Origin of the sequence: Candidatus Nitrososphaera evergladensis SR1, from assembly GCF_000730285.1 — an archaeon.
GTDB lineage: Archaea > Thermoproteota > Nitrososphaeria > Nitrososphaerales > Nitrososphaeraceae > Nitrososphaera > Nitrososphaera evergladensis.
Genome location: NZ_CP007174.1, coordinates 2,711,570 through 2,736,823, shown reverse-complemented (window position 1 = coordinate 2,736,823; position 25,254 = coordinate 2,711,570). Strand labels below are relative to the sequence as shown.

Here is a 25,254-nt window from a genome sequence, read left to right as displayed (position 1 = left end):
CATCAGTATCTTCCGCCGTAGTTGCTGCTACGGCCGTACCCGCCGCCGCGTCTGCTGCCGCCATAGCCGCCCCGGCGCTGCCCGTACCCGCGCCTTCCTCCGCCGCCATAGCCTCCTCCGCGACTATTGCCATAGCCCCTGCTTCCGTATCCACTACTGCCGTACCCGCCACCGCCATAGCCGCGGCTTCCATAACCTCCACCGCCATATGACTGCCTTCCGCGGTATCCTCCTCCGCCGTACGAGCGTGGCTGCGCAACAGGGACTGCGATGCCCATCTCGTCGTTGAGCTTGCGTATTGGAAGCGTGGTCTGCGCAAGTATGCACTCCATGTCGGCTATCCTCTCGGCTGAAACGAGCGAGATGGCCTTGCCCTCTGCGCCCGCCCTTGCCGTCCTTCCTATTCTGTGGAAGTACACGTTGGGATCGTCGGGGATGTCATAGTTGATGACGTTTCCGACCGCCGGCACGTCGATTCCCCTTGCAGCGATGTCGGTAGCAACAAGGATGTCCTCGGTGCCCTTGCGGAACTTGAACATCGCCTGGTCGCGCTGCCTCTGCGTGAGGTCGCCGTGGATGGCTATTGCGGAAAAGCCGTCGCGCTTTAGCTGGTGCGCAACCCTGTCTGCGCGCTGCTTTGTAGCGGCAAACACTATGGTCTGCGCCTTGGCGTCCCTGTTCTTTTTGATAAAGTCGCAGAGGTGCCTGAACTTTTCACGCTCCTCTACCACCAGGTACGACTGCTCTATCGTATCGAGGGTTACTTCCTCCTCGTTGAGCCGTACGTGCTCTATCTCCTTCATGTACTCCTCTGCCAGCCTGAGGATCTCCGGCGGCATCGTCGCAGAGAACAAACATGTCTGCCTGTCCTCGTTGACGTAGAACAGGATGAACTTGATGTCGTCGATGAATCCCATATCAAGCATCCTGTCAGCCTCGTCCAGGACGACAAACTTGACGTCGTCAAGGATTATCGAGCCCTGCTTTATGTGGTCGATAAGCCTGCCGGGCGTCGCTACTACAATCTGCACGCCTCTCTGCAATTTCTCGTTCTGGATGTTTATGCTCTGTCCGCCGTAGATGGCTACGGTCTTTATTCCCGTGTACTTGGCCAACCGGCTAATCTCTGTAGTTACCTGCACCGCAAGCTCCCTTGTCGGCACAAGCACCAGCGCCTGGACGGGGCCCTCGTTGCTTACGCGGGCCAGTATGGGCAGTCCAAATGCTGCCGTCTTGCCGGTTCCTGTGTGCGCCTGCCCTATGACATCCTTACCCTGCAAAACAAGGGGTATAGCTGCCTCCTGTATAGGAAACGGCGCCTCAAATCCATTCTCGCTGAGCGCCTTGTTTAATTCCGCGCTCAGACCCAATTCTGCAAACGTCTTCGTCATTTTTCATTCTTCACTTTTTTCTCTTTTTTTTGTTGTATTTTCTTGCGTATGTGTGTTTTTTCTGACACAAAAGTCGCACGGACGTTTCCGTTTTAAACCGTAAAACCTTTGTCTAGAACTTGTTACCTTTTACAAGGATATAAGGTTAGCTAACTACCGTTGTTGTTTGCCCTAAACGACGGCTCTAACGCTTTAGTATTATTGCCTCGTGCCATATGCGTATGCAGATACGGCTTTTTCGTCTAGCCAGCCGCAAGCCTTGCGGGCACCTTGGGGTTGCCAAAATCTGCAGACGACGCCGAGTACACCTTGATCGCCTGCCCGTGCTTTATCGTAAATTTCGGACTGACCAGCTTTATTATCCTCCTGTACTCGTCCTTTAGGTTTATCAGCTGCTCTGCGAGGCTGTCGGCCAAGAGTATGTGCCTGTCGTCTCCAATGTCCATCACCCTGCGGGCGAGGATTATGCCGGGGCCCCACACGTTCTGGTTGCCGTTGATGTCTGACACTACAAACACCGGCCCTGCGCTCAGCCCTATCCTGACGCCTATGGCCTCGCCCGCGCCGGCACTTTTGTTAAAGGCGCCCAGCTTGCGGTGCAGCTGCATGCTCAGCTGCAAGGGGAGCTCGGGGTTCATCAGAAAGCCGATGGCCATGCCGTCTCCTGTGGGGAGGATTATCCTCTTGTCCTTTGGCGCCCTGGCTACTGCGTCGCAGGAGCTGATGAGCCTGTTGAGGTTCTCTATTTTTTTGATCTGCTTTTCCACGGACAGAGAGGGGTCAGAAAGCCCGACGATGTCTATGAAAAAAAAGCTGGCGTTTATGACGCCGACGGGAATTGCATAGACGACGCTTGATCCGTAAATGTCGCTCAGCTTCCTGTACGTTTCAAGGCAGTGCGGGTGGAACGGGGCGTCTGCATCATAAGCGACCTTGCCCGCGATAGGCTTGTCGCACAGCTTGCATGTTATCGCCGGCTCTGCCTGCGCCTGCCCGTCGTCCTCCTGCTCCTCCTGCCCAAACATCAGGGTGCCTTTCTCTGTTATCGAGAATCTGGCCCACGCAGGGTTGTGGTACGTCCCCCTGACTGCAAGCAGCCGCAGGCTCCTTGCAAGATCTTTTCCCTCGTCTTCCAGCTTTATCTGCAGCGTGCCGTCCAAAAGCGACGCGATAGTGTCTGACAGATCACCTTTTGACGGCACGGTCGTGAGCGTGATTATCGCCATTGCGCTGGCGCCCCTCAAAACACTGGCAAGCTCTGCGACAATCTCCAGCACCTCGCCTTCTGAAAAGTGGGGGAGCAGATGAGTTACAGAGTCAACAGCGACTCTTGCCGGCGCGCCAGAATCAACAGCTCTGCGCACCTGCTCAAGGAGGGCCGCAGCTCTGCCTGGGTCTTTTTTTCCGCTCTTGAAAAAAGATGCGGTAGTGGGCGCAATGAATGACTCCTCATAATCATCCTTCTGGCTTCCAAGCGATTCTCTGAATTTCTCTTTGGAAAAGAGCGGATCAAAACTGACGTACAGGCAGCGCTCCCCTGCTGCAATCCCGTCCCGCAGAAACTGCATACAGTACATGGTCTTGCCCGAGCCGGCAGGCCCGGTGAGCAAGAAAGCCCCCTTTGGGAGCGCGCCCTTGAAAAAAACGTGGCGCAGACCGGGGATCGATTCTACTACTGCTACATCACCATCGTCGTGCATGGATTTGACCAAACGCTGTATGTGCCCTCTTTTGTGTGTGAGGTATTATGAAGCACAAAGTTTGCACTTAAACTTTGATCTGCACGGCCTCGATGAGCCTTTCCACCTGCTTTGTAAACGGGTGGCCCGGCTGCACAAGGGCGGTCAGGAACTCCTTCCTGCTGAACTGTATGTCGCAATAGCACGGTATCGAAGAAATGACTTCCATGCCAGTCTTGCCCGCAAGCACGCCGGCAATGTCTGCGCTGTCTCCTTCTTCTGTTACTGCCATCCTGACATCATCACTGCCCGCAAAATGGGCTTCGGGCACGCAGTAGCCTGCCACCCTGTTCAGCAGCAGGAACGACCTTGTGCCGTACTTTGTCAGCGAGCTGTATATTTCCGAGGCCAGCTTGTTCGTGCCCTCGATGTCGATGTCGCCCATCTTTAGCGTGAGAAAGAGCGCGTCGGCCACGGCGAGCGCGTTGATGGACCAGTACCGTATGCCGGGGCTGGTGTCAATTATGATATAGTCCAGGTCATAGTTTGAGATAAGCTGCTCCCGCAACAGTATGAACCGGCGCAGCTGCGACTTTGAAGATTCCGCCGTGCTGCTGTCCAGCTTGTAGACCTCTTCCTTTCGCATGCTGCAAAATCCAAGCCACAATCTTCCGCCGTCCTGCACCCTTCCGCCCGCGTCGTATTTCCGGGTGTATTCACGAACCGTTTCCGTGACGTCGGTCATGACGTCTTCTACCGCCGCGTCGCCAAGGAGGTAGTCGTTGAGCCACTTTCTGGGCTCGCTTCCAAAATAAGTGTAGAGGCTTGGCGCATAGACGTCAAGGTCAAGGAGCGCCACCTTGAAGCCCTTTTTTGCCAAAAGCGCGGCGCAGTTTGCGGCAATGGTGGTCTTGCCGGTGCCCCCTTTGTAGGAATGGAAGGCGACGCACTTTGTTGTAGGCATATGACGATGTTACTGCGTGAGGCTACAATATAGCAATTTCCTGCTTTTGCTTTTTTCAAGTTTAAATCCTCTTGTCCTGTACGCCAAGGTGTAAGTAAAAAATGACCGACCCGGACGCCAAGCGCCTCTTGTGGTTCCTCTTTGCTGGCTCCCGGGGAGGCGAAAACCGCATCAAGATAATCGGCCTCTTGAAGGAAAGGCCGTACAACACCAACCAGCTTGCAGAGGCTATGGGCCTTGACTACAAGGCCATCCAGCACCACATAAGCGTGCTTGAAAAAAACAACATGGTCACAAGGGCGGGCGAAAAGTACGGCGTGCTGTATTTCGTATCGCCGTACCTGGAGCACAACATCCAAGCATTCGACGAGGTCAAGGCGGCAATAGACAAAAAGATGATGGGTGCCAGATCTGGAAAAAAGTAAATAAGATGAATCAACTGCGCTTCAATGTAAGGTACATGGTAATGCTGATGGACGTTAGCGCGGCTGTGAGCCTGGCAAACATCGGGATGCTGGCCGTGCTCCTTGCCATGTACGGGCGCATCTACCGCAACACAAAAGCGGTGTTCACGCTTGGCCTCATGTTCTTTGCAAGCATGCTTGTCCTCCACAACGCCATAGCAGTCTATGGGTACTTTGCGATGGCTCCTCTTTACGCAGAGGCTCTCTTGCCGTATTTTGTGGGCGTGCACATTACAGAACTTGCCGGCATTGCCATGCTCCTGAAGGTCACGGTCAGGCCGTTCTGACTGACTAATTTGGTGCAGATCTGGAAAAAAGTATATCAGCAAAATCTGCAAAGCACCGCGTGAATTGGTAGAGACAAGCGTGCTTGTATCCGCGCTGGCAGGCGCCGGGTCGTTCTTTTCCCCGTGCATACTTCCAATACTGCCGGCGTTCATCTCGTACCTTTCTGGCACGACGCTTTCAGAGGTGCGGAATCAAAACCAGGGTCAGCAGCCGGCAGCCAGCGGCAGCAGTGGCTCATCGTCATCAGTCACGCTCAAGCGCTCGACGCGCCTCAACATCTTTCTAAACACCGTGTATTTCGTGCTGGGCTTTTCGCTCGTGTTTGCGGTGCTTGGCGTTATCTTTAATTCGGTGCTTGCAGGGGTCGGCACCGGCTTTCAGGGCACGCTGCAGACCGCCGGCGGGGTTGTCATCATCGTCTTTGGCGCCTACCTCATACTTTCCACGAGGTTTGCAAGGCTCAACTTTGAAAAGCGCATGACAAACCTTCCAAGATTCAAGGCAAGCTATATCACGTCGTTTGTCTTTGGAGCCGCGTTTGCGTCAGGGTGGACGCCGTGCGTCGGTCCCATCCTGGGAAGCACGCTTGCCCTTGCCGCAACTTCGCCGGGAGCCGCGTACAACTCGCTCCTTGCCTACGCCATCGGCCTTGGCGTGCCCTTTCTGATAACGGGCGCGTTCTTTTCGCAGGCGACAGGCGTCATCCGCAGGATGGTCAAGCACCTGAAGTATTTCAACCCGATAATGGGAGGCATTCTCATCGTGCTTGGCATCTTGGTCTTTACGAACCAGCTGGCAGTCATTGCCAACTTTCCGCTTGCCGACCAGATAATCAACCTGCAGAGGGGGATATGAAATGAACCGCGACAACGCAAGCGCCCTTGCAGTGGGAGTCGCCGTGGTGGTGCTCATCGCCGGCTTTGGGTTTTACTTTAACAACCCCGAGCTGAACAAAAAGGCCTCGGCAGGCTCGGCCGGCGAATTCGTCCCGGTAGGCGCCAACAACACAACAACAACGACGACGGCGACCGCAAAACCACACATAGACAAGTCGCAATTCAAGCAAGCGCCAGAGCTTGCAGGCATCTCCAACTACATCAATTCGCAGCCGTTCAAACTTGCGGACCTGAAGGGCAAGGTGGTGCTGGTCGACTTCTGGACGTACAGCTGCATCAACTGCATCCGCACCATTCCATACCTGAACGCGTGGTACGAAAAGTACGCCGACCAGGGGCTGGTCATCGTCGGCGTGCACTCGCCCGAGTTTGACTTTGAAAAGAATCCGCAAAACGTCCAGGCCGCGGTGCAAAAGTTTGGCATAAAGTACCCGGTCGTGCAGGACAACGACCACGGCACGTGGAACGCCTACCAGAACCGCTACTGGCCGCACAAGTACCTTGTAGACGACGAGGGGTTCATCCGATACGACCACATCGGCGAGGGCAACTACGCAGAAACCGAGAAGGTGATCCAATCGTTGTTGCAAGAGCGCGCGGCAAACCTTGGCCAGAACGCGACGATAAACACTTCAACAACAGCCAAGCCGGAGGGCGCAAAGAGCGTCGACTTTGGCCGGATAAACACGCCCGAGCTGTACTTTGGCTACAAGTACGCCCGCGCAAACCTTGGAAACCCGGAGGGCTTTGACCCCGGCAAGGTGGTGACGTACAGGCTGCCAGACGACTATGACGCCAAAATCGAGCCAAACGTCATCTACCTTTCCGGCGACTGGCTCAACAACCCCGACAGCATGGAGCTGAAAAGCCACACAGGAAGAATAGTGCTAGAGTACTCGGCCAAGTCTGTCAACATCGTCGCCGGCGGAACAGGCAAGGCGTACGTGTCAGAAGACGGCCACGCGGTAGGGGCTGACAGGGGCGACGACGTCAGCGAGCAAGACAACGCCGCAGACATCAATGGTCAGCGCCTCTACAACCTTGCTGCGCACGGAGGATACGCCAGCCACACCCTTACAATAGACATAGTGGGAGAAGGATTCAGGATCTACACCTTTACCTTTGGGTGAGCACAAAAAGCTTGTCTCGCCCATGGTAAAATTCCTCGTTTTAGGCAAAGCACATATAGTGACATTTAATGCCGTTAAATGGTATTTCCTGGTGATACCTGCCAAACTCTAGCGCGCTCCTTAATTCCAGCTCTAGCTGCAAGATAACAAAAGGGGAGAGAATGGAAGCTTTCCCGAGCATCCCGTTCTCCCTCCGCGGCGTCGAAAACCGGTGTTGCCGGCGCCGCGACTCTCCCCTTTGAAAAATTAATGCCGTTCTGTAATGTTTTGGCGACCCTTTGGTAAACTGTTATTCTTGCTGCTTGTTAAAGCCAAAGTAGCAGGCGTGGCACAGTTCCTTGCCGTATATCACGCCCGAGTTGCCGCATTTTACGCAGACCTTCTCGTGGTCAACAGTCGAGTCAAGAGACTTGGCTTTTTGAAGGCACTTGCCGCATATAGGTGCGTCCAGGTTGTAGCTGGATAGAAAGCCTGCTCCGCACTGCGTACATTTCAGGCTGTACATCTTGCCTTTTGGCTTCCAGCGGTTAAACAATCCCACGGGAATTCTTCTATACAAGTCCGAATAATCAATCTTGCTGTTCAAAGTTACGCAGTGCTCCAACATGCTGCTTTTTGCTGCCATTGTGTCTGCGTGCAGCGCCAAAGCACACAGGATTGACGCGCCTGCTCCAATCATCGCATATGTATATGTGTGTGCGCATATCGATATGCTGATATATCATCCGCCGCCAGAGCTTCTCCGTATATGTCCGAGGCAAGCCAGCTTCTTGTTCGCAGGATAAAGGACGGCACCGTCATCGACCATATAGAAAGCGGCAAGGCCCTCCTCGTTCTCACAGCCCTTGCGATCACCGGCAGGGAGGGAAACGTGGTGACCGTGGCGCTGAACGTCCCTTCAAGCAAGCACGGCAAAAAGGACATCATCAAGGTCGAAAACCGGTACCTTGAGACTAGCGAGACCAACAAGCTGGCCCTCATCGCGCCGAGGGCGACCATCAACATCATCAAAGACTACAAGCTGGTGGAAAAGCGCAAGATCCAGCTTCCAGATTCCATCTCTGGCATCTTCAAGTGCCCGAACCTGAAATGCATAACAAACTCGGGCGAAGAAATAAGATCAAAGATAGACGTCATCGACAAGGAAAAACTGGTGCTGAAATGCCGCTACTGCGCCCGCGTAATCTCTGTCGACGAACTCGTGTTCTGAGACCGCAAGCTTTTCTGAAAGCGTGTACAACTCTAATTGGTAAGCCACTCTGCAAGCTTTTGCATGTCTGAATCGTCGTAGTAGTAGCCTTCGGGCGTGCCGGAATGATATTCGTGGTATAACTGTCTTGGGTTCCCTGCGACGTCCGTATAATCAGTTATCTTGTATGCGACAACCGGGGTGTCTGCTCCACCTGTCCCAAACCCGCCATGCACGCCGGCGCTTTCTAGCGCACTGCCGAGTATGTCCGTATTATTTCCCACGGCCATCACTACACCGCGCTTGTCCATCGCTGTTTTCAGGAATTGCTTGAAGGACTCGTCGTTCTTGTTGGCTTTGATCCAGTCGGCGCTAAACAGGAATGCACTTTGTTTGCCGATATTTGCAGTATCAATTTGTGCCACGTTTTGTACCTGGGCCGTTGCAGCCGCGTTCATGTTGCTCAGAAGTTTCGTTGTATAGGTGTCCTTTCCGACCTCAGTGATCCTTACGGTCGAGAGGTCGACTTTTCTTGCCACCGCATCGCGTGTCGTCGTGTCGGCAGTCGCTACCCCCAGCACGGAAACCACGATTGCAGCCGCAATCAGGGACATCATGAGAGACTTTTTGCTAATACTTGCTATAATGGTCCGATACTTTGAAGCATTTTTACTATATTAGGTATTCTAATCTCTCCCTCCCCCTCTCCCCGGGGTGCTCTGCTCTTTTTATTGCACATTTGGTTCTTTGCAGCCATACACATATGCACGAATACCTACCGGTACTGAAGCTTTCGTACAGGTACTGTACTGTTTGCGCCAAGAGGACTCCTCACACTTGTATAAAGTGCGGCCGCTGCTACTCTTGCCATCCGATGATCGAGTCAGCAGGACGCCAGAGGCTTCTTGCGGCCTGACTTCTGTTACTTGCCAAGCAGGGGATAACTTTGCCTTCCTGAAAGCGATCTTATCTTTACTATCCTGTTGTTTTCAGTCTTCTTCCATCCGTCCTTGCCCGGCTTTATCCTGTCGATGGCAAAATGAAAGCCGATGAGCGGGCCAAACGCCGCAACCGTGACTGCGGCAAGGGTATAGTTCTGCATGTAAAGCAGCAGGTACAGCGTTATCCCTGCGCCCGTCATGATCTCTATCCACGTGCACGTACAGAGCTGCATTGCGACGTGTTTTAGGCTAAAGGCCATTATTACAAATGAAAATTCGGCCTTCAGCTATATGACTATTTTTCCAGATTCATCATCTTTTTGATTATGTCAAATTTGATTTCCCGGAGAATGTCCTTGCGATTGGCCTCGGTCACGATGTCTATTGTTGTTGATGGGTTGTCGTTCTTTTTTGCAACCTCTTTTGTTATCACGTCCAAGTGTCTATTGCAAGTCTTTGCGAGGTCTGAATCCTCCTCAATCCTTCTTTGGAATTCTCCTGCCTCTGAAACTCCAAAGCCTTGCAGGGTGAACTTTAGCACCAGGTACGAACGGCCCCTTTCTTCTTGCCTGACAAGATCTGTTATGGTAAATCTGATCAGGCTCTCTCCGTTTGCGATAAAGAATATCGTTTGTTGGTCTACGACTATTGCGCCTTGCGGCTCGGTACTGACTGCTTGAAAAGCCAGCCTTCCTCCAAAGTATGGAACAAGAAAATTATCGCCTTGCACAAGCGGCACTCCGTTGAGGGCGTCAGTTAGATAATGCTCGTCTAAGGGCGGTATCGATTCGCGTGGCCTGACGACAACCCTGCTTGCACTAGGAGCAATTATCTTTCTGACGCGGACGGTCTCGCCTATTTTTGTGTCACTATTTGCCCGTATCACGCCGTCGATTCTGATAATCTTCCTTCTTCCCTCGTCTGAAGGATAGAGCGCATGGCATCTGGCAACGGTTTTGCGCTTTCCTATTATCTGGATAATGTCGCCTTCTGCGATGCCTGCGGAATCCATCGACTCGCGGTCGATCCTTGCAACTCCTCTGCCTATGTCGCGCGTATAGCCTTCATGGACCGTGAGGTAAGCTTTCTCGTTATCTCCCTCGGTATTGGACGACGACAACAAAACTATAGGTGATTCGCTTGCCGCCTAGTAATCTTTTATTTTCTGCCGCCATAAATCCAGCCTAAAAGTTCTCCTGGATGTACCTTGACAGCTTTTTTGCGTCGCGCTCGCTTACGCGTATGTCGCCGGCAAACATCGGCTTTTTGCCTTTTATGATGCTCGTCTTTACCGTCGTGCCGGACACCACCAGGTCCAGTTCCGGTCCCTTCATCATCATGCTCTTTATCGGGTCGGCATGCAGCGAATCGCTGCTCTTGCGTCTTGGGTTGACAAACTCGTTTTCCTGCCTGCTTATGCTGTCTTCAAGCACGAACATCAGCTTGTTGTCAGGCCTCTTTTCAATTCCAAACACGTATTTCTCAAGCGCCTCGATCTCGATCTTGTTTCCTACCGGGCTGTTGTCGTCTTCTGTCACGCTTTCAGCGGCCACAGTAGCAGCTGGCCTCCATACCATTGCCTGCCGCGCAACTTTGATGCTGATCTTGCCGTCCAGACCTGACATGCGCAAATAGTCATCTATTGTCTTTTGCAGTTCGTCTGGCGGCAGCGGTCCAGCCGGCCCTCTGTGCCACTGGTTCTTGGCGTCTTCTTTGTCTTTTTCGCCGCTGTAGTGGAGGACGTAGCAGTCCTTGGCGTTCCAGGTCTTGACCGTGTGGTACGCCTGCGTAACTGAAATCATGCCTGTAGAAGGGTGGTCGTTGTACGTCTCTGTACCAAGCACTACAAGGTCGGGATTCCACATAAGGTCGGCACTTGCGTTTTGCAGGCTGAGAAAGTCCCACCCTGCGATAACCTTTCTGTCGCCGGCGCGAATCACATAGATGACAGAGCCGGGAAAACCCGGGCTGTCGCCTGCATTGTCCGCCGCCACAGGCACTATGGAAAACGGGCCTGCCTCAAACGGCTGGCCGGGGACAATGTTTGCAAAGCGCGACTTGTCTATCTGCGGCGATTCCTTCGCAATCTGGCCTGCGCACTCGCTTGTGCAGAATATCTTGCTTTTTGAAAAAGAAGCAAGATCGATTGTGTGCTCGCGCCTGCCGTGCGTTACCAGTATTGCGTCCGGCTCCTCTTTGTAGCCAAGATCCGACGCGCCCTTTTTTACGCTGTCAGCCACCCCGCCGCCGGCGTCAACCAACAGATGAAAGCCGTCTGAAAAAACCGAGATCGAGGTGTGCGCCTCTTTTCCTTCCCCTGCTGCTGTTGTTGCCCCATTGTTGGTATCAGGCAGCACGCCATTTATTCGCACAAAAAACGTGGCATTTCCACTATTGCTATTGTTCATCATGAGAGCAAATAATACGGCATCGTACATAAATTTAGCCGTCTTTTTCTTCTTTTTGAGGCGCCCTCACAAAGCGCTTGGCAAGCCTGATGCCAAACCCCATCGATATGAAAAGCGCGATGAGCGACGCGGCAAGCGTCACTACAATGTCAGTCTGGAACACAAAGTGCGTAATTACGGCAACCACCACCGCCGGCACCGCGATTATCACGGCAAGAAGAGTGCTCACTGCGTACACCCTGCCGATTATGTTCGCCGGGTTCTTGCCGCTGTCGTCGCTGCCACTACTGCTGCCGCCTGACACAGAGACAAGCCACGTTCCGAATTAATTTAAGCCTTGCTTGGCGCATGTGTGTGTGGCATCCGAGGACTAATATTGTGCCTCGCCTGCTTTACGATTGAGCGTACACACGCATGGAGCTTTCCGGAGTCGAACTGCGCTACCTTGTAAACGAGATAGGCGCTAGGGTGACCTCCGGGCATTACATTTCTGCGGTAAACGCCGTGACCAAAGACTCGCTCCTTTTGCGCCTGCACCACCCCACGCAGGAAGACATCATGCTGGTTTTGTCGGCAAGGGGCATCTGGATTACAAAGCTAAAGTTCAAGCCCGTGGAGGACAATTCGCTGGAGCGAGCCGCAATTGCGGAGCTGGAGCGGGCCCGCGTGGAGTCGCTGGAGCAGGCCGGAAGCGAGCGCATAGCCACGTTAAGGCTGCGCCGGCTTGACGGGCAGGCGCGAGTGGTGGTGTGCGAGTTCTTTGGCGACGGCAACATCATAATATGCGACGAAAAGATGCAGATGCTTGCCATACTGCGGCCCATAGAGGTGCGCCACCGCACGCTCAAAGTCGGCCTTAGGTACGCGTTTCCTCCGCAGAGGGGGGTTGATGTCTTTGCGCTGTCGCTTGAGCAGATGCTTGCATTGCGCAACGAAGCGAAAAACCTCGACGTTCTGCGCTGGATAGGCAGGGGGCTTTCGATGCCCAAAAAGTTCGTGGAGGAGGTTGCCAAGAGGGCAGGCATCGAGCCTTCAAGGCAGGCAGGCCAGCTGGCAGACGAAGAGGTGGGCAGGATATTTTCTACCATAAAGTCGCTTGTTGACGACATCAGCGCGGGCAGAAACCACGAGCCGGTGGTCATCATGCAAGGTGAAAAACCTGTCGACGCACTCCCAATAGTCACGCAGGAAGCCCAAAAACTGGAGGTGAAAAAGGCGCCCACCTACATGGAGGCGCTTGACGAGGTGCTCAGCAACGAGATTCTGGACATCGGCCGCAGCTCAAGGACGATAGAAATCGACAGGCAGATAGCCGTGCTGGAGCACGACCTTGCGGAGCAGAACAAGGCCAAGGAGGAGGTGTTGCAAAAAGCGGCGGCAATACGCAAGCTTGCCGGCGAATTGATGGCAGTTTCATATTCAAACCCCGCCGACGACGCGATCAAGGGCGTCCTTGCGGCAAACTCGGCTTCTCTTGTCACGGAAAAGGGCGTAAAATACGTGCAGGTAGCAGGCGAAAACATCGAGGCCCAGCAGAACCTTGCAAAACTAAGCTCTATGCTTTTTGCCCGCGCAAAAGAGATGGAACGGGGCAACGCCTCGATAGAGGAGGCACGTTCAAAGCTCCTTGCGCAGATCGAGAGGCTGCGCGGCCAGACCGCTGCCATCCACAAAAAGATGGTGGTGCAAAAGCAGGCCGCAAAGGAATGGTACGAGCGCTACAGGTGGTTTGTGACAAGCGACGGCCTGCTTGCGATTGGCGGGCGCGACGCGTCGTCCAACTCTGCCCTCGTGCGCAAGCACCTGACAGAAGACGACATTGTCTTTCACGCCGAGGTGCACGGCTCGCCGTTTTTCATCGTGAAAAATGCCGCTGCGCCGGCAAGGGAAGGCAAGATGGAGCAGTCGCTCGTACAGGTCGCGCAGGCAACCGTGTCGTTTAGCAGGGCCTGGAAGGACGGCCTGTCAAGCGCCGACGCGTACTGGGTTTTTCCGGACCAGATAAAAAAGGGCGCGCCCACGGGCCAGTTCCTGCCCAAGGGCTCGTTCGTGATAGAGGGCAAGCGCAGCTACGTCAAGGGCGTCGAAGTCCGCCTTGCAATCGGCATCGAGCTGATAAACGAAAGGGAGGCGCTGGTGTGTGGGCCGGAAGAGGCGGTAAAAAAGAGGTCACTGGTGTACGCAGTCCTTTTGCAGGGCGGGCTTGACCCTATGAACGCGGCCAAAAAGGCCAAGGCCACGCTCGTGTCCGCTGCCGCCGGCGACAACGAAGAACTTGCAGAGACGATAAAGCGCATCAGCCTGGACGACTTTGTGCGCTCCCTTCCAACAGGCCAGTCGAAAATCTCGTTTGCCTCCAAAGGTAGTACTAGCAGCAAAAGTAATTAAAATGCCGGTGCACAACATTGCACGTGGTAAAAAAGCCAGTCAGGCAGCACGCCGACCCAAACATGACTACTCGCGTGGTTGTACGCGACATTATGAACAGTCCTGTTATTAGCGCATCTCCAAAAGACACCGTCCGCGACGTTGCAAAAAAGATGAAGTCAGAAAAGATAGGCAGCATCATCATAATGGACAAGGACAAGCCGGTGGGGCTGGTCACAGATTATGACATCGTGACGCAGGCCGTTGCAAAGGACGCCAAGCCAAGCTCCGTTACGGCAAGCGACGTGATGCAGGACCTGCACTCCATTGAAAGCGAAGAGAGCATTACGGAGGCCGCGCGCCTCTTGCGCAAGCACGGGATAAAGCGCCTGGGCGTAGTCTACAAGGATCGCCTGGTGGGCATCATTTCTGCTTCTGACGTTATTGCGGTGACCCCCGACCTTGTGGACGTGGTGTCGGAAAAAGCCGGGATCATCCGTGGCGAGCTTGGAAGGCCGGCAGGCAAGGTGTCTGGCTATTGCGACGAGTGCGGCGAGTGGTCCGACCTTTTGCAGTACGACGAGGAGGGGACCTTTATCTGCGAAGTATGCCGCGGCGAGGCCACGACCACCCCCGAGCCTGCATGAGCGAAAAAGAAGAAGATGACATAAAGTTCCTTGCGGACGCCATGCTTGGAAGCGTCGCCCGCAAGCTGCGCATTTTCGGCTTTGACACGCTGTACGTGCCGGACACAAGCGACAACGAAATCCTGCGCCTTGCCGCCGAGCAGGGCAGGGTGATCCTCACGGCCGACAAGGAGCTGTTCAAGCGCATGATGAAGCAGGGTGCGCCGGGCGTGCTCGTGGACGGAACAAGCGACCTTGACGACATGGCGCACATTTTTGAGAAACTCGGCATTTCTGCGAACCTTTTTTCCAGAATAGGGTCAAGGTGCACCTCCTGCAACGGCGCCCTCGTACAGAAAAGGCCGGAAGAGGTGGGCGCGCTGGTGCCGGCCACGGTCCTTGCCCGGCACGACGGGTTCTGGCAGTGCACGGACTGCCAAAAGGTGTACTGGGACGGGGGCCACCTTGGGCGCATAAGGGCTTTTGCCCGGAACCTTGAGGACCGCTTGTCCGCATCAAAAGGTTAAAATCACGAGGAACGGGCAGAGTCCACAGTATGAGTTCGAATTCTGCTCTAGAGCGAACCATAAACAAAGTTTTATCTCAAAAGGAAACAGAGTTGATCTCGCAAATTGATTCGGCTTTTCAAGAATCCCTGAAGAACCTCGAGGCGTCAAGGGGCAAGCTTGACGCCGAGCGCGCAAGGATAATCGAGTCTGCAAAAAAGCAGGCCGAGAACCTAAAGCGCCAGATCGTAGGCTCCAGCAGGCTGTCGGCGCGCAACAAGGAGCTCGTCATGATAGAAACCGACGTCAACGAGGCGTTTGAGCGCGCCAAGGCGTGGCTTGCGTCGTCCAGCAAGGACGAGAGCTACAGGGCGCTCCTGGCCAAGGTGGTCGAAGAGGCCATCCCCTCGGTCGGCTCTGACGACGTGATTGTCGAGTGCAACAAAAACGACACTGAACAGGTGAAAAAAATAGTCGCAGACCTGTCAAAAAAGAACCCGAAGCTGAAGGCAAGGGTCTCCGACCAGCCGATAAACGCAATCGGAGGCGTCCGCGTGAAATCCGCAGACGGCACCATGTCGTTTGACAACACGCTTGACTCGAGGATCGAGCGACTCAAACCTTTAATAAGGAAAAATATTGCACGAATGCTGAGAGGAGAGGCAGGAGAGGAATAATAGTATGGTAGCCAAAGGACGCATTGTATGGGTTAGCGGTCCTGCAGTCAAGGCAGACGGCATGTCCGCTGCAAAGATGTACGAGACAGTCGAGGTCGGCGACTCGAAGCTGATAGGCGAAGTCATCAGGCTGACAGGGGACGTCGCATTCATCCAAGTGTACGAGTCAACGTCCGGGTTAAAGCCGGGCGAGCCGGTGGTCGGAACAGGCCAGCCGTTGTCCGTGCTCCTAGGGCCGGGCGTGATCGGCAAGATCTACGACGGTATCCAGAGGCCCCTTGACGAGATTGCGGCCAAATCGGGCGCATTCATCGGCAGGGGAATCCAGACCACGCCGGTTGACATGAAAAAGAAATATCATTTCAAGCCGGTGATGAAAAAGGGCGACGAAGTAGGGCCGGGATTTATCCTTGGCACCGTCGAAGAAACGCCGCTTCTAGTAAACAAGATCCTTGTCCCGCCGGACCACGCCAAGGGCGCAAAACTGGTTGACATTGTGCCGGAAGGCGACTATGACATCGAGCACATCATAGCTACGACGGAAAAGGACGGCAACAAGGCGCAGCTGAAAATGTACCACAAGTGGCCGGTGCGCAAGCCACGGCCTTATGCAGAGCGCTACGACCCGACGGTCCCGCTGGTGACAGGCCAGCGCGTCATTGACACTTACTTTCCGATTGCAAAGGGCGGAACGGGCGCAATCCCCGGAGGCTTTGGAACGGGCAAGACCGTGACCATGCACCAGATTGCCAAGTGGGCCGACTCGAAGGTCGTTGTCTACATCGGCTGCGGCGAGCGCGGAAACGAGATGACCGAAGTGCTTGTCGAGTTCCCGCACCTCATCGACCCGAGGTCCGGCAGGCCGCTCATGGAAAGGACCGTGCTCGTCGCCAACACCAGCAACATGCCCGTGGCGGCAAGGGAAGCGTCCATCTACACTGGAGTCACCATGGCAGAATACTACCGCGACATGGGCTATGACGTCGTGCTCGTCGCAGATTCTACAAGCAGGTGGGCGGAGGCGCTCCGTGAAATGTCGGGCCGCCTCGAAGAGATGCCTGCTGAAGAAGGCTACCCGTCGTACCTTGCGTCAAGGCTTGCCGAGTTCTATGAAAGAGCCGGCCGCGTACGCGCCCTTGGCTCGCCAGACCGCGCAGGCTCTGTGACGCTCGTAGGCGCAGTGTCGCCTTCAGGCGCAGACTTTACCGAGCCGGTGACGACGCACACAATCAGGTTCATCAAGACCTTCTGGGCGCTTGACACGAGGCTTGCATACTCGCGTCACTACCCGTCCATCAACTGGATGCAGTCCTACTCGGGATACCTCGAGGACGTGGCCAAGTGGTGGAAGGAAAACGTGTCAGGCGACTGGTACGAGCTGCGCGGCGAGTCGTACCACATCCTGCAGAGAGAAGACACCCTGAAGGAAATCGTCAGGCTCCTTGGGCCCGAAGCGCTCCCCGACGAGGAAAAGCTGGTGCTTGAAGTTGCAAGGATGATAAAAATCGGCATCTTACAGCAGAACTCGTTTGACAAGGTTGACACCTACTGCAGCCCGGAGAAACAGGTAAAGCTGGTAAAGCTGATGGTCAAGTTCTTCAAGGAAGCGCAAAAGGCGCTAAAGGCCGAAGTCCCGCTTGCGGACATTCGCGCAATGCCGATAATCCCGCAGCTCCTAAAGGCCAAGTTTGACATCCCAGAAGACCAGCTTGCCAAGCTGGCAGACCTTGACAAGGCGCTTGACGAGGGCTTCCGCAAACTGGGCGCGGGTGGCGCAAAGACAGAGGAGGTTAAAGTAGTTGCCTGAATCAACAGCATCCGGAATTGAATATACCAAAGTAGCAGAAATCAAGGGCCCGTTGATGGTTATCGACGGCATAACCAAGGCGTCCTTTGACGAGCTGGTTGAAATCGAGACGGCGGAAGGCGAGCGCAGGCTTGGCAAGGTCCTCGAAGTGGGCTTTGGCAAGGCTGTAGTGCAGGTCTTTGAGGGGACGACCGGCCTCACGGTGTCTGGCACCAAGGCCAAGTTCCTCGGCAAGACCATGGAGATGCCCGTGTCGCAGGAGCTCCTCGGCAGGGTGTTTGACGGCCTCGGCAGGCCAAACGACGGCCTCCCGGAGCCAATAGCCGACAAGTTTCTCGACGTCAACGGCGAGCCCATGAACCCTGAAAGGCGGGAATACCCGACGTCGTTCATCCAGACAGGCGTGTCAGTTATCGACGGCATGCTCACGCTCGTCAGGGGACAAAAGCTGCCGATATTCTCTGGCTCTGGCATGCCCCACAACATCCTTGCCGCGCAGATCGCGCGCCAGGCGTCAGTCGTCGGCACCAAGGAGGATTTCGCTGTGGTGTTTGCAGCAATCGGCGTGCAGTACTCTGAGGCGCAATACTTTAAGCGCAGCCTCGAAGAGTCGGGCGCGCTCAGGCGTTCTGTTCTGTTCCTCAACCTCGCAGACGACCCTGCAATCGAGCGCATCATCACGCCTAGAGTGGCATTGACGGTGGCAGAGTACCTCGCGTTTGACCTTGGAATGCACGTGCTTGCTATACTGACTGACATGACCAACTATGCAGAGGCGCTGCGCGAAATATCCGCGGCAAGGGAAGAAGTGCCCGGCAGAAAGGGCTATCCCGGCTACCTTTACACCGACCTTGCAAACAACTACGAGCGCGCAGGCAGGATAAAGGGCAAGAACGGCTCTGTCACGCAGGTGCCGATCCTTTCAATGCCGGCAGACGACATCACGCACCCTATTCCAGACCTTACCGGATACATCACCGAAGGCCAGATAGTGCTTGGACGCGACCTGTTCAGAAAGGGAATCTACCCGCCGGTGAACGTGCTGTCATCGCTGTCAAGGCTCATGAAGGACGGAGTGGGCGAGGGCAAGACACGCGCAGACCACCCTGAGGTAGGGAACCAGATGTACGACCTCTATTCGAGGGCGCAAGAAGTGCGCGCCTTGGCAGAAATCGTCGGCCGCGCCGGCCTCACAGGAACCGACCTAAAGTACCTGGACGCAGGCGACATGTTTGAGAACCACTTCTTAAAGCAGGCCGCAGACGAGAACAGGAACCTCGACGAGACGCTCGCAAGGGCGTGGGAAGTGCTGTCGACGCTTCCAGAGGCCGAGCTGACCAAGATCAAGGAAAAGTACATCAAGGCATACTACAAGGGCAGCAAGTAATAATATGTCATCAAGAAGGGTAACCGCAACAAAGATCGAGCTCATCAAGATACGCCGCTCGATGCAGGTAGCCAAGATGGTGCACAAGATCCTTGACGACAAGCGCGAGGTGCTCCTGAAAAAGATAGACGAGATGATAGAGGAAGCCAACAAGGCAAGGGAAGACATATGGTCACCGCTTGGCGAGATCTATTCTGCAGTCTACAACGCATACATGACGCTTGGAACCACCACTCTTGAATCCATCTCTGATTCGACGCCGAGCGTGATGGAGACCGACGTCAACGTGCGCAGGATCGTCGACGTCAAGATCCCGACCCTGACCGTGAAAACGCGCGAAGGAAGCCAGCACCTCTCTTATGGTTTCATAGAAACGAACGCGTCAGTCGACAAGGCGTCGAAACTGATAAAGAACATGCTCCCGTCAGTCTGCAAGGCCGCCGAGTACGAAAACGCGATATTCAGCCTTGCAAAAGAGCTGGAACGCACGCAAAAACTCATCAACGCGCTGGAATACATCATCATCCCGCAGTACCAGGATGCCATCTACTTCATCAAGGCGACGCTTGAAGAGCGCGAGCGCGAAGAGTTTGTCCGGATCAAGAAGGTTAAAGTAGTCCTTGACAGGAAAAAGCTGGCAGAGGCAGAGGCGACAACAAGCGCATGAGCAATGATATAACCAATCATTTTGAAAAGGCCAAGGCGCAGCTAAAGTCCGAGCGCGACTCTATGGAGCAGAAGGTAAAGGAAGAGATCGCCCAGAGCAAGCGCAAGGCGCTGTCAAAGGTCTAGCTAGCGCCTTTTTCCTATATTTTCTTGCACCGTTTTTGCGCGTGTAAATTTTACACGATTAGAACCTATAACGCTCACAATGTAGTTACTATTAAATAGGGCTCTTCATGCCAAAGCCCTAATGATGCAACTGAAAGTAAGAGGCGCACTTTCACTTTTGACAATTCTCGCGGCAGTTGTGTTTGCAGGCATTGCGTTTGCAAGCCCGGCTGCCTATGCACAGGAAGCAGGTGGAGCCGCTGCAGCCACGAGTTCTAGCGCGTTCAAGTTCCTCGCTGCGGGTATAGCATTCGGTCTGGCAGCGCTTGGCGCTGGCTTTGGTCTTGGCTTTGTGGGCGCGGCAGGTCTTGCGGCCATCAGCGAGAACCCAAAGATGCAGTCCAGCGTGTTCATTATCGTGGGTATGGTCGAGTCAATCGCCATCTACGGTATAGTCATGATGTTCATTATCCTCGGCCAGTAAAAGAGGAACAATAACATCACAGCAGCCGCTACCGCCAGCGACAAAAAATGGCGGGAACACTTTCCTTTTTTCATTTTCAAACCAGGAACTTTTCTTCTTCTATAACGAGATGAAAGGAGCGTGATTGCATCTCAGGGAAAGGATTTTAAAGAGATCGTCTTTTCTTCATGCTGAACAATATACTATGGGGTTAGCCAAGCTGAAAAAGGCAACCGTGATCCTGCCTAGGATGGAAACACAAGCTGCCGTCAGCAAGCTGGCCGAGCTTGAATGGTTCCACCCAATACCGAGCTCTTCTGCTTCTGAGCACCTTAACCCGTACTACGACGACCTTTTGCTAAAGGCGCAAAAGCTCTACCAGGAGATCGACGAGGTGATAAAGGCACTGGGCATCCCTGCGGAGGCCGGCGTCCTGGCAACGATGTTCAGGGGCGCGCCAAAGGGCAAGACCGACTACCACATCGACAACATCCAGGGCTTTATCGCCGACCTTGAGGACAGGGCCGCAAAGGAGCTGGAGGGCGCAAGAAAGATAATAGACGAGCGCAACAGGACGCAAAAGTCGCTTGAGGAATATTCAAACCTGAAGGCGCTCACCGAGAACGCGTCAAGCCTCAGCATGGACCTGACGCGCCTTGGCACCCTTTCCAAATTCTACGCCGGCATTTACGTCATCGATTCAACCGACGAGGCCGAGATAAGAAAGAGCCTTGAAGACCTTGCGGTATACTCTACAAACCTGGGCGAGAAAAAGACCGCCCTCACAATAGTAGGATCCGCAGAAGATTCCGAGAGGATAGCAAAGGTGATGCGCAGCTTTGGCATCAACCCGCTCCAGATACCGGCAAACATGCCGCAGAACCCAAACGTCGCGTTTTCTGAAGCCAGCGCCAAGGTCAAGGAGCTTGAAGCCAGAATGGAGCAGCTGGACAAGGAGGTAGTGAAACTAAAAGAGTCCATAATCACAAAGGTGCTTTCGCTTCGCGAGGCCGCCGGCATGGCAAAGGACGTTCTTGAAACGACCCGAAAGCCGGGCGGGACGAAAAACTTTGCAGTAATAGAGGGCTATATCCCGGCAGAGATGGAAGGCAAGTTCAAGAAACTTGCCGGCGACGACTATGTCTCTGTGGTCGAGGAAACGGGCGTGACTATTGACCTCCAAGATGCCGGCAAGCCCACGATGCCGACTCTGCTTTCCAACAAGGGATATTCCAAGAATTTCGAATTAATCACCGAGACGCAGGGCCTGCCAAGGTACGGCGAGACGGACCCTACCAAGATAATCTCTTTTGTCTGGCCGATATTTTACGGCCTGATGTTTGCAGACTTTGGCCACGGCATACTGCTCTTTGGCCTCGGCATGTTGTTTCGGATACGCGGAAACGGCAGGCTAAAGATGTGGGGAACGCTGGTGGCCGCAAGCGGCCTTGCGGCAACCGTTGGAGGCCTTGGGACAGGCGAAATGTTTGGGTTCCACTTCAGCGAGCTTGCGGTGCTTAGCGGCCTTGCCAGCGCGCTCCCGTTCATCGGCCTGCTGTCCGTGGCAGAACTGACGTTTGATCAGGTGGTAAAGATACTTGCCGTGTCGGTAGCCATAGGAATAGGGCACCTGCTGCTGGCGTTCGGCCTGCGCTTGAGGGCAGACTGGCGCCTTGGCAACAAGCTGATGGTATACACGCACGACATCCCTGCAATCATCCAGTACCTTGCGGTAGTCTCGCTCATACTGACTGCCATCGGGGCCCAGTACGACATCATTGGCATGTTCCTGTCAAACAAGACGTACGGCCCAATCCCATGGATAAGCGACGTCTTTCCCTGGGTGACGGTGGGCATGGTGGCAAGAGCCGCTCCGCCTGTCATCTTTGCGTGCATCGCAATCACCATCATCGGTGGCATGAAGGAAGAAAAGCACCTGAAGGCAGAAGGCAAAGAGTCGCCGCACGGAGGCATGGTCGGCATCGTGGTCGAGACCGTGATGGTAAGGACCATCGAGATGCTTGCCAACACAATATCGTACTCCCGTATCGGCATCATGCTCCTTGTGCACTCGGCGCTCCTTGTCACCGTGAACAACTCGTTTGAGCACGGAGGCGGGCTTGCCATCCTGATTGGCGGCAACATTGGCATCATGATGATCGAAGGCCTGATAGTGTACATCCAGACCATCAGGTTGCACCTGTACGAGTGGTTCCCGAAGTGGTACAAGTCGGACGGCGTCACCTTCAAGAAGCTCGTGCCAAACATGCTCTACTCCAACCTAGTATGGAAAGAAGACGGCAGCGGCAAGAAGAAGCAATAAGTACACGACGCCCCTCTTCCTTTTTTACAGGAGAATAATGTCCGATCCTTCTTCTACTACAAGTAGATGCCAGAGCTGCGGCATACCCCTTGGCGACGGGTTTTACGGCACAGACGGCAACGGCAGTGCAACAAAAGAGTACTGCAAGTTCTGCTTCCAGGCCGGCGCGTTTACGATGCCGGACTTGACTGTTGAGGACATGATAAAAAGATCAGTCGACTTTATGACAAAGAACCTTGGCATCCCTGCGCAAAAGGCCGAAGAGATGTCCCGCGCAGTTATATCGGGATTGAAAAGATGGATGTGACTACTGTACAGTAGTCTTGGCCAGGTTGGCCATTATCCTGTCGGCGGGTATCTTTTGCTCGACGCCGGCGGCAATAGCTGCAAGGTTTCGAATCTCTAGCATCATCAGCTTTAGCGTCGCAAGCATGTTGCCAAGAGTAAACACCGTCCTGTACGACGCCATTATCCTCCTTACAGAGACGCGCTCAAAGCCTTCCTCCAGCTGCATTATCGCGTCAATGTCGTTTTCAGCGCTCTTGGGTATCAGGTCGCGGTAGGCAGTGTTTGATAGCTCGCCGATTGCCTCCTGGATTTTTTCCACGTTTATCATCTTTTGGAGCGTGTCCCTGCTTATCTTGGTCGTCGTGATGGCGACAAGGTCGCTTGTCTCCTGCGCCGACAGGCCCCAGTACTTGGCCCTCAGGACGGCAAGCACGTTGTAAGCGTCAATGTCGACCGTGACAAGCTTCTGGACGTCCTGCAGGGGCGACTCGCCGAACATCGACTTGTCAAGCGACTTGTAGAATGCGTGGTCAAGGAAGGTGTCAAACGCCCTCACGTCGCCCTTCTCCTTGTACACGACCGCCGCCTTTCTTGCGTCTTCTCCAAACTCGCTTCCCTGAAGCGACGCCACGGCCTCGTCAAAGTCCTTTGCGACAAGCGCCTTGACTACGAGGTCGCGCCTTCCCACGAGCTCTTCGGCTCGCAGGTTGATTTTTGGCAACAGCTCTTCGTACGTCCTGCCAAGCGCCTTGCCTTTCAGGATAATCTTCAGGTTCCACGTGATGTATTTAACGAAATATGCGTTGAGCACTCCAGCGCCGCTTGAAAGCGTGACCATCTTGGCGTGCGTGTTTACAAGGTGCTCGCGCAGCGCGCCTTCCACCTTTTCAGCGGTGTACGGCTTGGTCAGCTTTGCCAGCGCGTCAAGGTATATCGTGTTCTTCATCCTAGTTACGAGCTCCTCAATGTCCCTTGACTCTGCAAGGGTCTGGAGCTCGGTCCTTGAAAGCATCTTGCCCCTCATGCTGTGGGCAAGGACGGTGCCAAAGATCTTGCTTGGAATGCTGACCTTGTTAGCCATGTGTACGCAGTCTCAATGCCCTTGGCGCTTTATAAAAATCATTAGGTTGTGGTTGACCGCTAGATTCTGTTTTAGTAACTTGAAAGGCCTTTGCAAAGAACTTGACCGTTAAGTCATGATGTGGGTCCGCCATAAGCGTATGCTATTTCACGGTCAACTTGAATTGTCGCTTCTTATCACAATGTCTTGGTCATCAACATCGAGTTCATTTCGTCTCAAATTACATTATGGTAAATCCTCTGGAATCCCAAAGCTTTCAGGTAGTCGGTGCTTGGCATTTTCATTAATAAGTATACGTTTGATGAAAGTTATTTTCTGCCTATCTTCTGTCAGAACTTCGTTGGTAATTACTACCGCTGCAATGCTTGTTGTTTTGGCGAGTATTGCCATGATCATTGGAATGATGACTTGAAGGTCTTTTTCTAAATCAGACGCCATGAAAATATTCAGATCAATGTAGATTATTGCGGGTCTTGTCCCTGAAAATTGCCCACTTGCATCTGCAATAGAGTCAATTACACTTCCGGCACGGTCTCGCAAGTGACTTGTCTTAAATCCAAAGAATCTTGTATTTCTCCAATAGGTCTTGCCATCATCCCGTTTCATTAATTCACCCTTTGGACCAATCGTAAAATCTAATGGTTCGCTTGTTCTGAATTCCAACTCAGTTGCTTCAATATCTTGGTCTTTTTCACCAGTTCTTGTTAAGAAAATACTAACACCCTTTTCAAGATAGCTGAACGAGCCTTCTTTCTTCGCCCGGATGAGCTCATCAAGCTTTTTTGATATGAATTCCATATCTTCTTCCTCAAGGTTCAGAAGCGTCTTAATGATAATCATGTAATTCAAGCCAAGATAAGTCATTAGCTTGTTAGCTCTTGTCGCAATTGTCGTCCAATAGTCTTTGTTTCTTTTTCCCGAGTTAGATGCTCTATCCTTTTTCTTGCATTCTAGTTCGATTGCACAATCCACTAGCAAATCAAATGTTCTCTTACCCGCTTTATGTTGAGTTGCCACAAATTCTACCTTATGGCCCTTTTTCAGGTACGCCGCACCGACTTCAATCTCATAGATTGTTTTCTGATAGGTATCATCAGTTGCATTTTTGATACTCTCAATCTTCTCCGCTACTCTAGCTATTCCGTTATCCGTTAGTATTCTCAGGGATTCTGCTATTTTTGAGGCTTTCAGGATGGCTTCAGTTGGTGATGCATTCGTTGTCAGCATAGATTCAAGATCACGTTCTGCATCTTCAATTAGCAAAACTAGAGGGTGCTTGTGGGTTCCAATTCGGAGGAAGCTCATGTTGTCTATCTGTTTTCGGTTTAACTTTGGCGGTTTGGTTTGACTCTGCTTCGATATCCATTCTTCATCTAAGATTTTCTTCAGATAATCAAGCGATTCGAGATGTTGTTGATACGACTCCCGAGCCACAGATGCACTTGATTTTGGCATTAGAAATACTTTATTCACGGCTATGCTCACCATAATCTGATTTCCAAGGATAAAGACTGGAACCATAGCTATGTTTCAGAACACGAGTCTGGCGACCAGATAAGAAAGATAATACAGTATTCAGATGCTAAGCGTATTATTCCAATTCATACG

27 protein-coding genes are annotated in these 25,254 nt (G+C 53.5%); 16 read left to right on the top strand and 11 right to left on the bottom strand.

What is annotated here, in order from left to right:
- Nucleotides 1–2: 2 nt before the first annotated feature.
- The 3 genes from NTE_RS14985 to NTE_RS14975 form a co-directional block, all read right to left on the bottom strand.
- Complete coding sequence (locus NTE_RS14985; RefSeq protein ID WP_148701751.1) at nucleotides 3–1,391, bottom strand: DEAD/DEAH box helicase; 1,389 nt, start codon at nucleotides 1,389–1,391, stop codon at nucleotides 3–5.
- A 242-nt stretch (nucleotides 1,392–1,633) separates the two neighbouring features.
- The gene (locus NTE_RS14980; RefSeq protein ID WP_148701750.1) at nucleotides 1,634–3,103 is read right to left on the bottom strand and encodes a DUF7504 family protein; all 1,470 of its coding nucleotides are present in this window, start codon (nucleotides 3,101–3,103) and stop codon (nucleotides 1,634–1,636) included.
- A gap of 55 nt (nucleotides 3,104–3,158) precedes the next feature.
- The gene (locus NTE_RS14975) at nucleotides 3,159–4,034 is read right to left on the bottom strand and encodes a MinD/ParA family ATP-binding protein (RefSeq protein WP_148701749.1); all 876 of its coding nucleotides are present in this window, start codon (nucleotides 4,032–4,034) and stop codon (nucleotides 3,159–3,161) included.
- Nucleotides 4,035–4,135: 101 nt separating this feature from the next.
- Here NTE_RS14975 and NTE_RS14970 point away from each other — a divergent pair, with 101 nt between their 5' ends.
- From NTE_RS14970 to NTE_RS14955, 4 genes are all read left to right on the top strand, one after another.
- Complete coding sequence (locus NTE_RS14970; protein ID WP_148701748.1) at nucleotides 4,136–4,459, top strand: ArsR/SmtB family transcription factor; 324 nt, start codon at nucleotides 4,136–4,138, stop codon at nucleotides 4,457–4,459.
- A gap of 35 nt (nucleotides 4,460–4,494) precedes the next feature.
- Nucleotides 4,495–4,785, top strand: coding sequence for a DUF8036 family membrane protein (locus NTE_RS14965; RefSeq protein ID WP_148701747.1), 291 nt, complete (start codon nucleotides 4,495–4,497; stop codon nucleotides 4,783–4,785).
- A gap of 64 nt (nucleotides 4,786–4,849) precedes the next feature.
- Nucleotides 4,850–5,641 (top strand): cytochrome c biogenesis CcdA family protein, encoded by a 792-nt coding sequence (locus tag NTE_RS14960; RefSeq protein WP_148701746.1) that lies wholly within the window; start codon nucleotides 4,850–4,852, stop codon nucleotides 5,639–5,641.
- Nucleotide 5,642: 1 nt separating this feature from the next.
- Nucleotides 5,643–6,812 (top strand): thioredoxin family protein, encoded by a 1,170-nt coding sequence (locus NTE_RS14955; protein WP_148701745.1) that lies wholly within the window; start codon nucleotides 5,643–5,645, stop codon nucleotides 6,810–6,812.
- A 289-nt stretch (nucleotides 6,813–7,101) separates the two neighbouring features.
- Here the strand turns inward: NTE_RS14955 and NTE_RS14950 are convergent, their stop codons facing one another.
- Nucleotides 7,102–7,437 carry a hypothetical protein gene (locus tag NTE_RS14950; RefSeq protein ID WP_226987054.1) on the bottom strand — a complete coding sequence of 112 codons (336 nt, stop codon included), beginning with the start codon at nucleotides 7,435–7,437 and terminating at the stop codon, nucleotides 7,102–7,104.
- Nucleotides 7,438–7,560: 123 nt separating this feature from the next.
- Here NTE_RS14950 and pyrI point away from each other — a divergent pair, with 123 nt between their 5' ends.
- A complete protein-coding gene (gene pyrI, locus NTE_RS14945) occupies nucleotides 7,561–8,022 on the top strand; it encodes an aspartate carbamoyltransferase regulatory subunit (RefSeq protein WP_075055279.1) in 462 nt (153 codons plus the stop codon).
- A gap of 32 nt (nucleotides 8,023–8,054) precedes the next feature.
- On the opposite strand, the gene NTE_RS14940 is transcribed toward pyrI, so the two are convergent.
- The 5 genes from NTE_RS14940 to NTE_RS14920 all read right to left on the bottom strand — a co-directional run bounded on the left by NTE_RS14940 (nucleotide 8,055) and on the right by NTE_RS14920 (nucleotide 11,654).
- Nucleotides 8,055–8,618 carry a hypothetical protein gene (locus NTE_RS14940; protein ID WP_148701744.1) on the bottom strand — a complete coding sequence of 188 codons (564 nt, stop codon included), beginning with the start codon at nucleotides 8,616–8,618 and terminating at the stop codon, nucleotides 8,055–8,057.
- Nucleotides 8,619–8,923: 305 nt separating this feature from the next.
- On the bottom strand, nucleotides 8,924–9,202 hold the full coding sequence (locus NTE_RS14935) for a hypothetical protein (RefSeq protein ID WP_148701743.1): 279 nt from the start codon (nucleotides 9,200–9,202) through the stop codon (nucleotides 8,924–8,926).
- 35 nt (nucleotides 9,203–9,237) lie between these two features.
- Entirely contained in the window at nucleotides 9,238–10,062 is an 825-nt protein-coding gene (locus tag NTE_RS14930) for a CDC48 family AAA ATPase (protein WP_226987053.1), read from the bottom strand.
- 64 nt (nucleotides 10,063–10,126) lie between these two features.
- Nucleotides 10,127–11,353 (bottom strand): MBL fold metallo-hydrolase, encoded by a 1,227-nt coding sequence (locus NTE_RS14925; protein ID WP_158385645.1) that lies wholly within the window; start codon nucleotides 11,351–11,353, stop codon nucleotides 10,127–10,129.
- 31 nt (nucleotides 11,354–11,384) lie between these two features.
- On the bottom strand, nucleotides 11,385–11,654 hold the full coding sequence (locus tag NTE_RS14920) for a hypothetical protein (RefSeq protein WP_148701741.1): 270 nt from the start codon (nucleotides 11,652–11,654) through the stop codon (nucleotides 11,385–11,387).
- A 110-nt stretch (nucleotides 11,655–11,764) separates the two neighbouring features.
- Between NTE_RS14920 and rqcH the strand changes: the two genes are divergently transcribed.
- The 11 genes from rqcH (at nucleotide 11,765) to NTE_RS14870 (ending at nucleotide 22,584) form a co-directional block, all read left to right on the top strand.
- Complete coding sequence (rqcH, locus tag NTE_RS14915) at nucleotides 11,765–13,738, top strand: ribosome rescue protein RqcH (RefSeq protein ID WP_148701740.1); 1,974 nt, start codon at nucleotides 11,765–11,767, stop codon at nucleotides 13,736–13,738.
- A 23-nt stretch (nucleotides 13,739–13,761) separates the two neighbouring features.
- Nucleotides 13,762–14,364, top strand: a complete 603-nt coding sequence (locus NTE_RS14910; protein ID WP_148701739.1) for a CBS domain-containing protein — start codon at nucleotides 13,762–13,764, stop codon at nucleotides 14,362–14,364.
- Nucleotides 14,361–14,870, top strand: coding sequence for a DUF5615 family PIN-like protein (locus tag NTE_RS14905; RefSeq protein WP_158385643.1), 510 nt, complete (start codon nucleotides 14,361–14,363; stop codon nucleotides 14,868–14,870). Before NTE_RS14910 ends, NTE_RS14905 begins: the two co-directional genes overlap by 4 nt.
- A gap of 29 nt (nucleotides 14,871–14,899) precedes the next feature.
- The gene (locus NTE_RS14900; protein ID WP_148701737.1) at nucleotides 14,900–15,526 is read left to right on the top strand and encodes a V-type ATP synthase subunit E; all 627 of its coding nucleotides are present in this window, start codon (nucleotides 14,900–14,902) and stop codon (nucleotides 15,524–15,526) included.
- A 4-nt stretch (nucleotides 15,527–15,530) separates the two neighbouring features.
- A complete protein-coding gene (locus NTE_RS14895) occupies nucleotides 15,531–17,333 on the top strand; it encodes a V-type ATP synthase subunit A (RefSeq protein ID WP_148701736.1) in 1,803 nt (600 codons plus the stop codon).
- Nucleotides 17,326–18,720 carry a V-type ATP synthase subunit B gene (locus NTE_RS14890; RefSeq protein ID WP_148701735.1) on the top strand — a complete coding sequence of 465 codons (1,395 nt, stop codon included), beginning with the start codon at nucleotides 17,326–17,328 and terminating at the stop codon, nucleotides 18,718–18,720. Before NTE_RS14895 ends, NTE_RS14890 begins: the two co-directional genes overlap by 8 nt.
- A 4-nt stretch (nucleotides 18,721–18,724) precedes the next feature.
- On the top strand, nucleotides 18,725–19,387 hold the full coding sequence (locus NTE_RS14885) for a V-type ATP synthase subunit D (protein WP_148701734.1): 663 nt from the start codon (nucleotides 18,725–18,727) through the stop codon (nucleotides 19,385–19,387).
- A complete protein-coding gene (locus NTE_RS17395) occupies nucleotides 19,384–19,512 on the top strand; it encodes a hypothetical protein (protein WP_264357919.1) in 129 nt (42 codons plus the stop codon). Before NTE_RS14885 ends, NTE_RS17395 begins: the two co-directional genes overlap by 4 nt.
- 121 nt (nucleotides 19,513–19,633) lie before the next feature.
- Nucleotides 19,634–19,975: an ATP synthase subunit C gene (locus tag NTE_RS14880; protein ID WP_226987052.1), complete on the top strand. Its 342-nt coding sequence runs from the start codon at nucleotides 19,634–19,636 to the stop codon at nucleotides 19,973–19,975.
- A 184-nt stretch (nucleotides 19,976–20,159) separates the two neighbouring features.
- Nucleotides 20,160–22,277 carry a V-type ATP synthase subunit I gene (locus tag NTE_RS14875; protein WP_148701733.1) on the top strand — a complete coding sequence of 706 codons (2,118 nt, stop codon included), beginning with the start codon at nucleotides 20,160–20,162 and terminating at the stop codon, nucleotides 22,275–22,277.
- Between the two features lie 37 nt (nucleotides 22,278–22,314).
- Nucleotides 22,315–22,584 carry a zinc ribbon domain-containing protein gene (locus NTE_RS14870; protein WP_148701732.1) on the top strand — a complete coding sequence of 90 codons (270 nt, stop codon included), beginning with the start codon at nucleotides 22,315–22,317 and terminating at the stop codon, nucleotides 22,582–22,584.
- Here NTE_RS14870 and NTE_RS14865 read toward each other — a convergent pair whose 3' ends face one another.
- Together NTE_RS14865 and NTE_RS14860 are read right to left on the bottom strand one after the other, a co-directional pair.
- A complete protein-coding gene (locus NTE_RS14865; protein ID WP_148701731.1) occupies nucleotides 22,585–23,646 on the bottom strand; it encodes a V0D/AC39 family V-type ATPase subunit in 1,062 nt (353 codons plus the stop codon).
- 225 nt (nucleotides 23,647–23,871) lie between these two features.
- Nucleotides 23,872–25,167 carry a hypothetical protein gene (locus NTE_RS14860; RefSeq protein ID WP_148701730.1) on the bottom strand — a complete coding sequence of 432 codons (1,296 nt, stop codon included), beginning with the start codon at nucleotides 25,165–25,167 and terminating at the stop codon, nucleotides 23,872–23,874.
- Nucleotides 25,168–25,254 lie beyond the last annotated feature (87 nt).

Coding starts and splice junctions, on each gene's coding strand:
- NTE_RS14985 (WP_148701751.1), bottom strand. CDS start 1,391: ATGACGAAGACGTTTGCAGAATTGGGTCTGAGCGCGGAATTAAACAAG.
- NTE_RS14975 (WP_148701749.1), bottom strand. CDS start 4,034: ATGCCTACAACAAAGTGCGTCGCCTTCCATTCCTACAAAGGGGGCACC.
- NTE_RS14970 (WP_148701748.1), top strand. CDS start 4,136: ATGACCGACCCGGACGCCAAGCGCCTCTTGTGGTTCCTCTTTGCTGGC.
- NTE_RS14965 (WP_148701747.1), top strand. CDS start 4,495: ATGGTAATGCTGATGGACGTTAGCGCGGCTGTGAGCCTGGCAAACATC.
- NTE_RS14955 (WP_148701745.1), top strand. CDS start 5,643: ATGAACCGCGACAACGCAAGCGCCCTTGCAGTGGGAGTCGCCGTGGTG.
- NTE_RS14950 (WP_226987054.1), bottom strand. CDS start 7,437: ATGGCAGCAAAAAGCAGCATGTTGGAGCACTGCGTAACTTTGAACAGC.
- pyrI (WP_075055279.1), top strand. CDS start 7,561: ATGTCCGAGGCAAGCCAGCTTCTTGTTCGCAGGATAAAGGACGGCACC.
- NTE_RS14940 (WP_148701744.1), bottom strand. CDS start 8,618: ATGATGTCCCTGATTGCGGCTGCAATCGTGGTTTCCGTGCTGGGGGTA.
- NTE_RS14935 (WP_148701743.1), bottom strand. CDS start 9,202: ATGGCCTTTAGCCTAAAACACGTCGCAATGCAGCTCTGTACGTGCACG.
- NTE_RS14925 (WP_158385645.1), bottom strand. CDS start 11,353: ATGATGAACAATAGCAATAGTGGAAATGCCACGTTTTTTGTGCGAATA.
- rqcH (WP_148701740.1), top strand. CDS start 11,765: ATGGAGCTTTCCGGAGTCGAACTGCGCTACCTTGTAAACGAGATAGGC.
- NTE_RS14905 (WP_158385643.1), top strand. CDS start 14,361: ATGAGCGAAAAAGAAGAAGATGACATAAAGTTCCTTGCGGACGCCATG.
- NTE_RS14900 (WP_148701737.1), top strand. CDS start 14,900: ATGAGTTCGAATTCTGCTCTAGAGCGAACCATAAACAAAGTTTTATCT.
- NTE_RS14895 (WP_148701736.1), top strand. CDS start 15,531: ATGGTAGCCAAAGGACGCATTGTATGGGTTAGCGGTCCTGCAGTCAAG.
- NTE_RS14885 (WP_148701734.1), top strand. CDS start 18,725: ATGTCATCAAGAAGGGTAACCGCAACAAAGATCGAGCTCATCAAGATA.
- NTE_RS17395 (WP_264357919.1), top strand. CDS start 19,384: ATGAGCAATGATATAACCAATCATTTTGAAAAGGCCAAGGCGCAGCTA.
- NTE_RS14880 (WP_226987052.1), top strand. CDS start 19,634: ATGATGCAACTGAAAGTAAGAGGCGCACTTTCACTTTTGACAATTCTC.
- NTE_RS14875 (WP_148701733.1), top strand. CDS start 20,160: ATGGGGTTAGCCAAGCTGAAAAAGGCAACCGTGATCCTGCCTAGGATG.
- NTE_RS14870 (WP_148701732.1), top strand. CDS start 22,315: ATGTCCGATCCTTCTTCTACTACAAGTAGATGCCAGAGCTGCGGCATA.
- NTE_RS14865 (WP_148701731.1), bottom strand. CDS start 23,646: ATGGCTAACAAGGTCAGCATTCCAAGCAAGATCTTTGGCACCGTCCTT.
- NTE_RS14860 (WP_148701730.1), bottom strand. CDS start 25,167: ATGGTTCCAGTCTTTATCCTTGGAAATCAGATTATGGTGAGCATAGCC.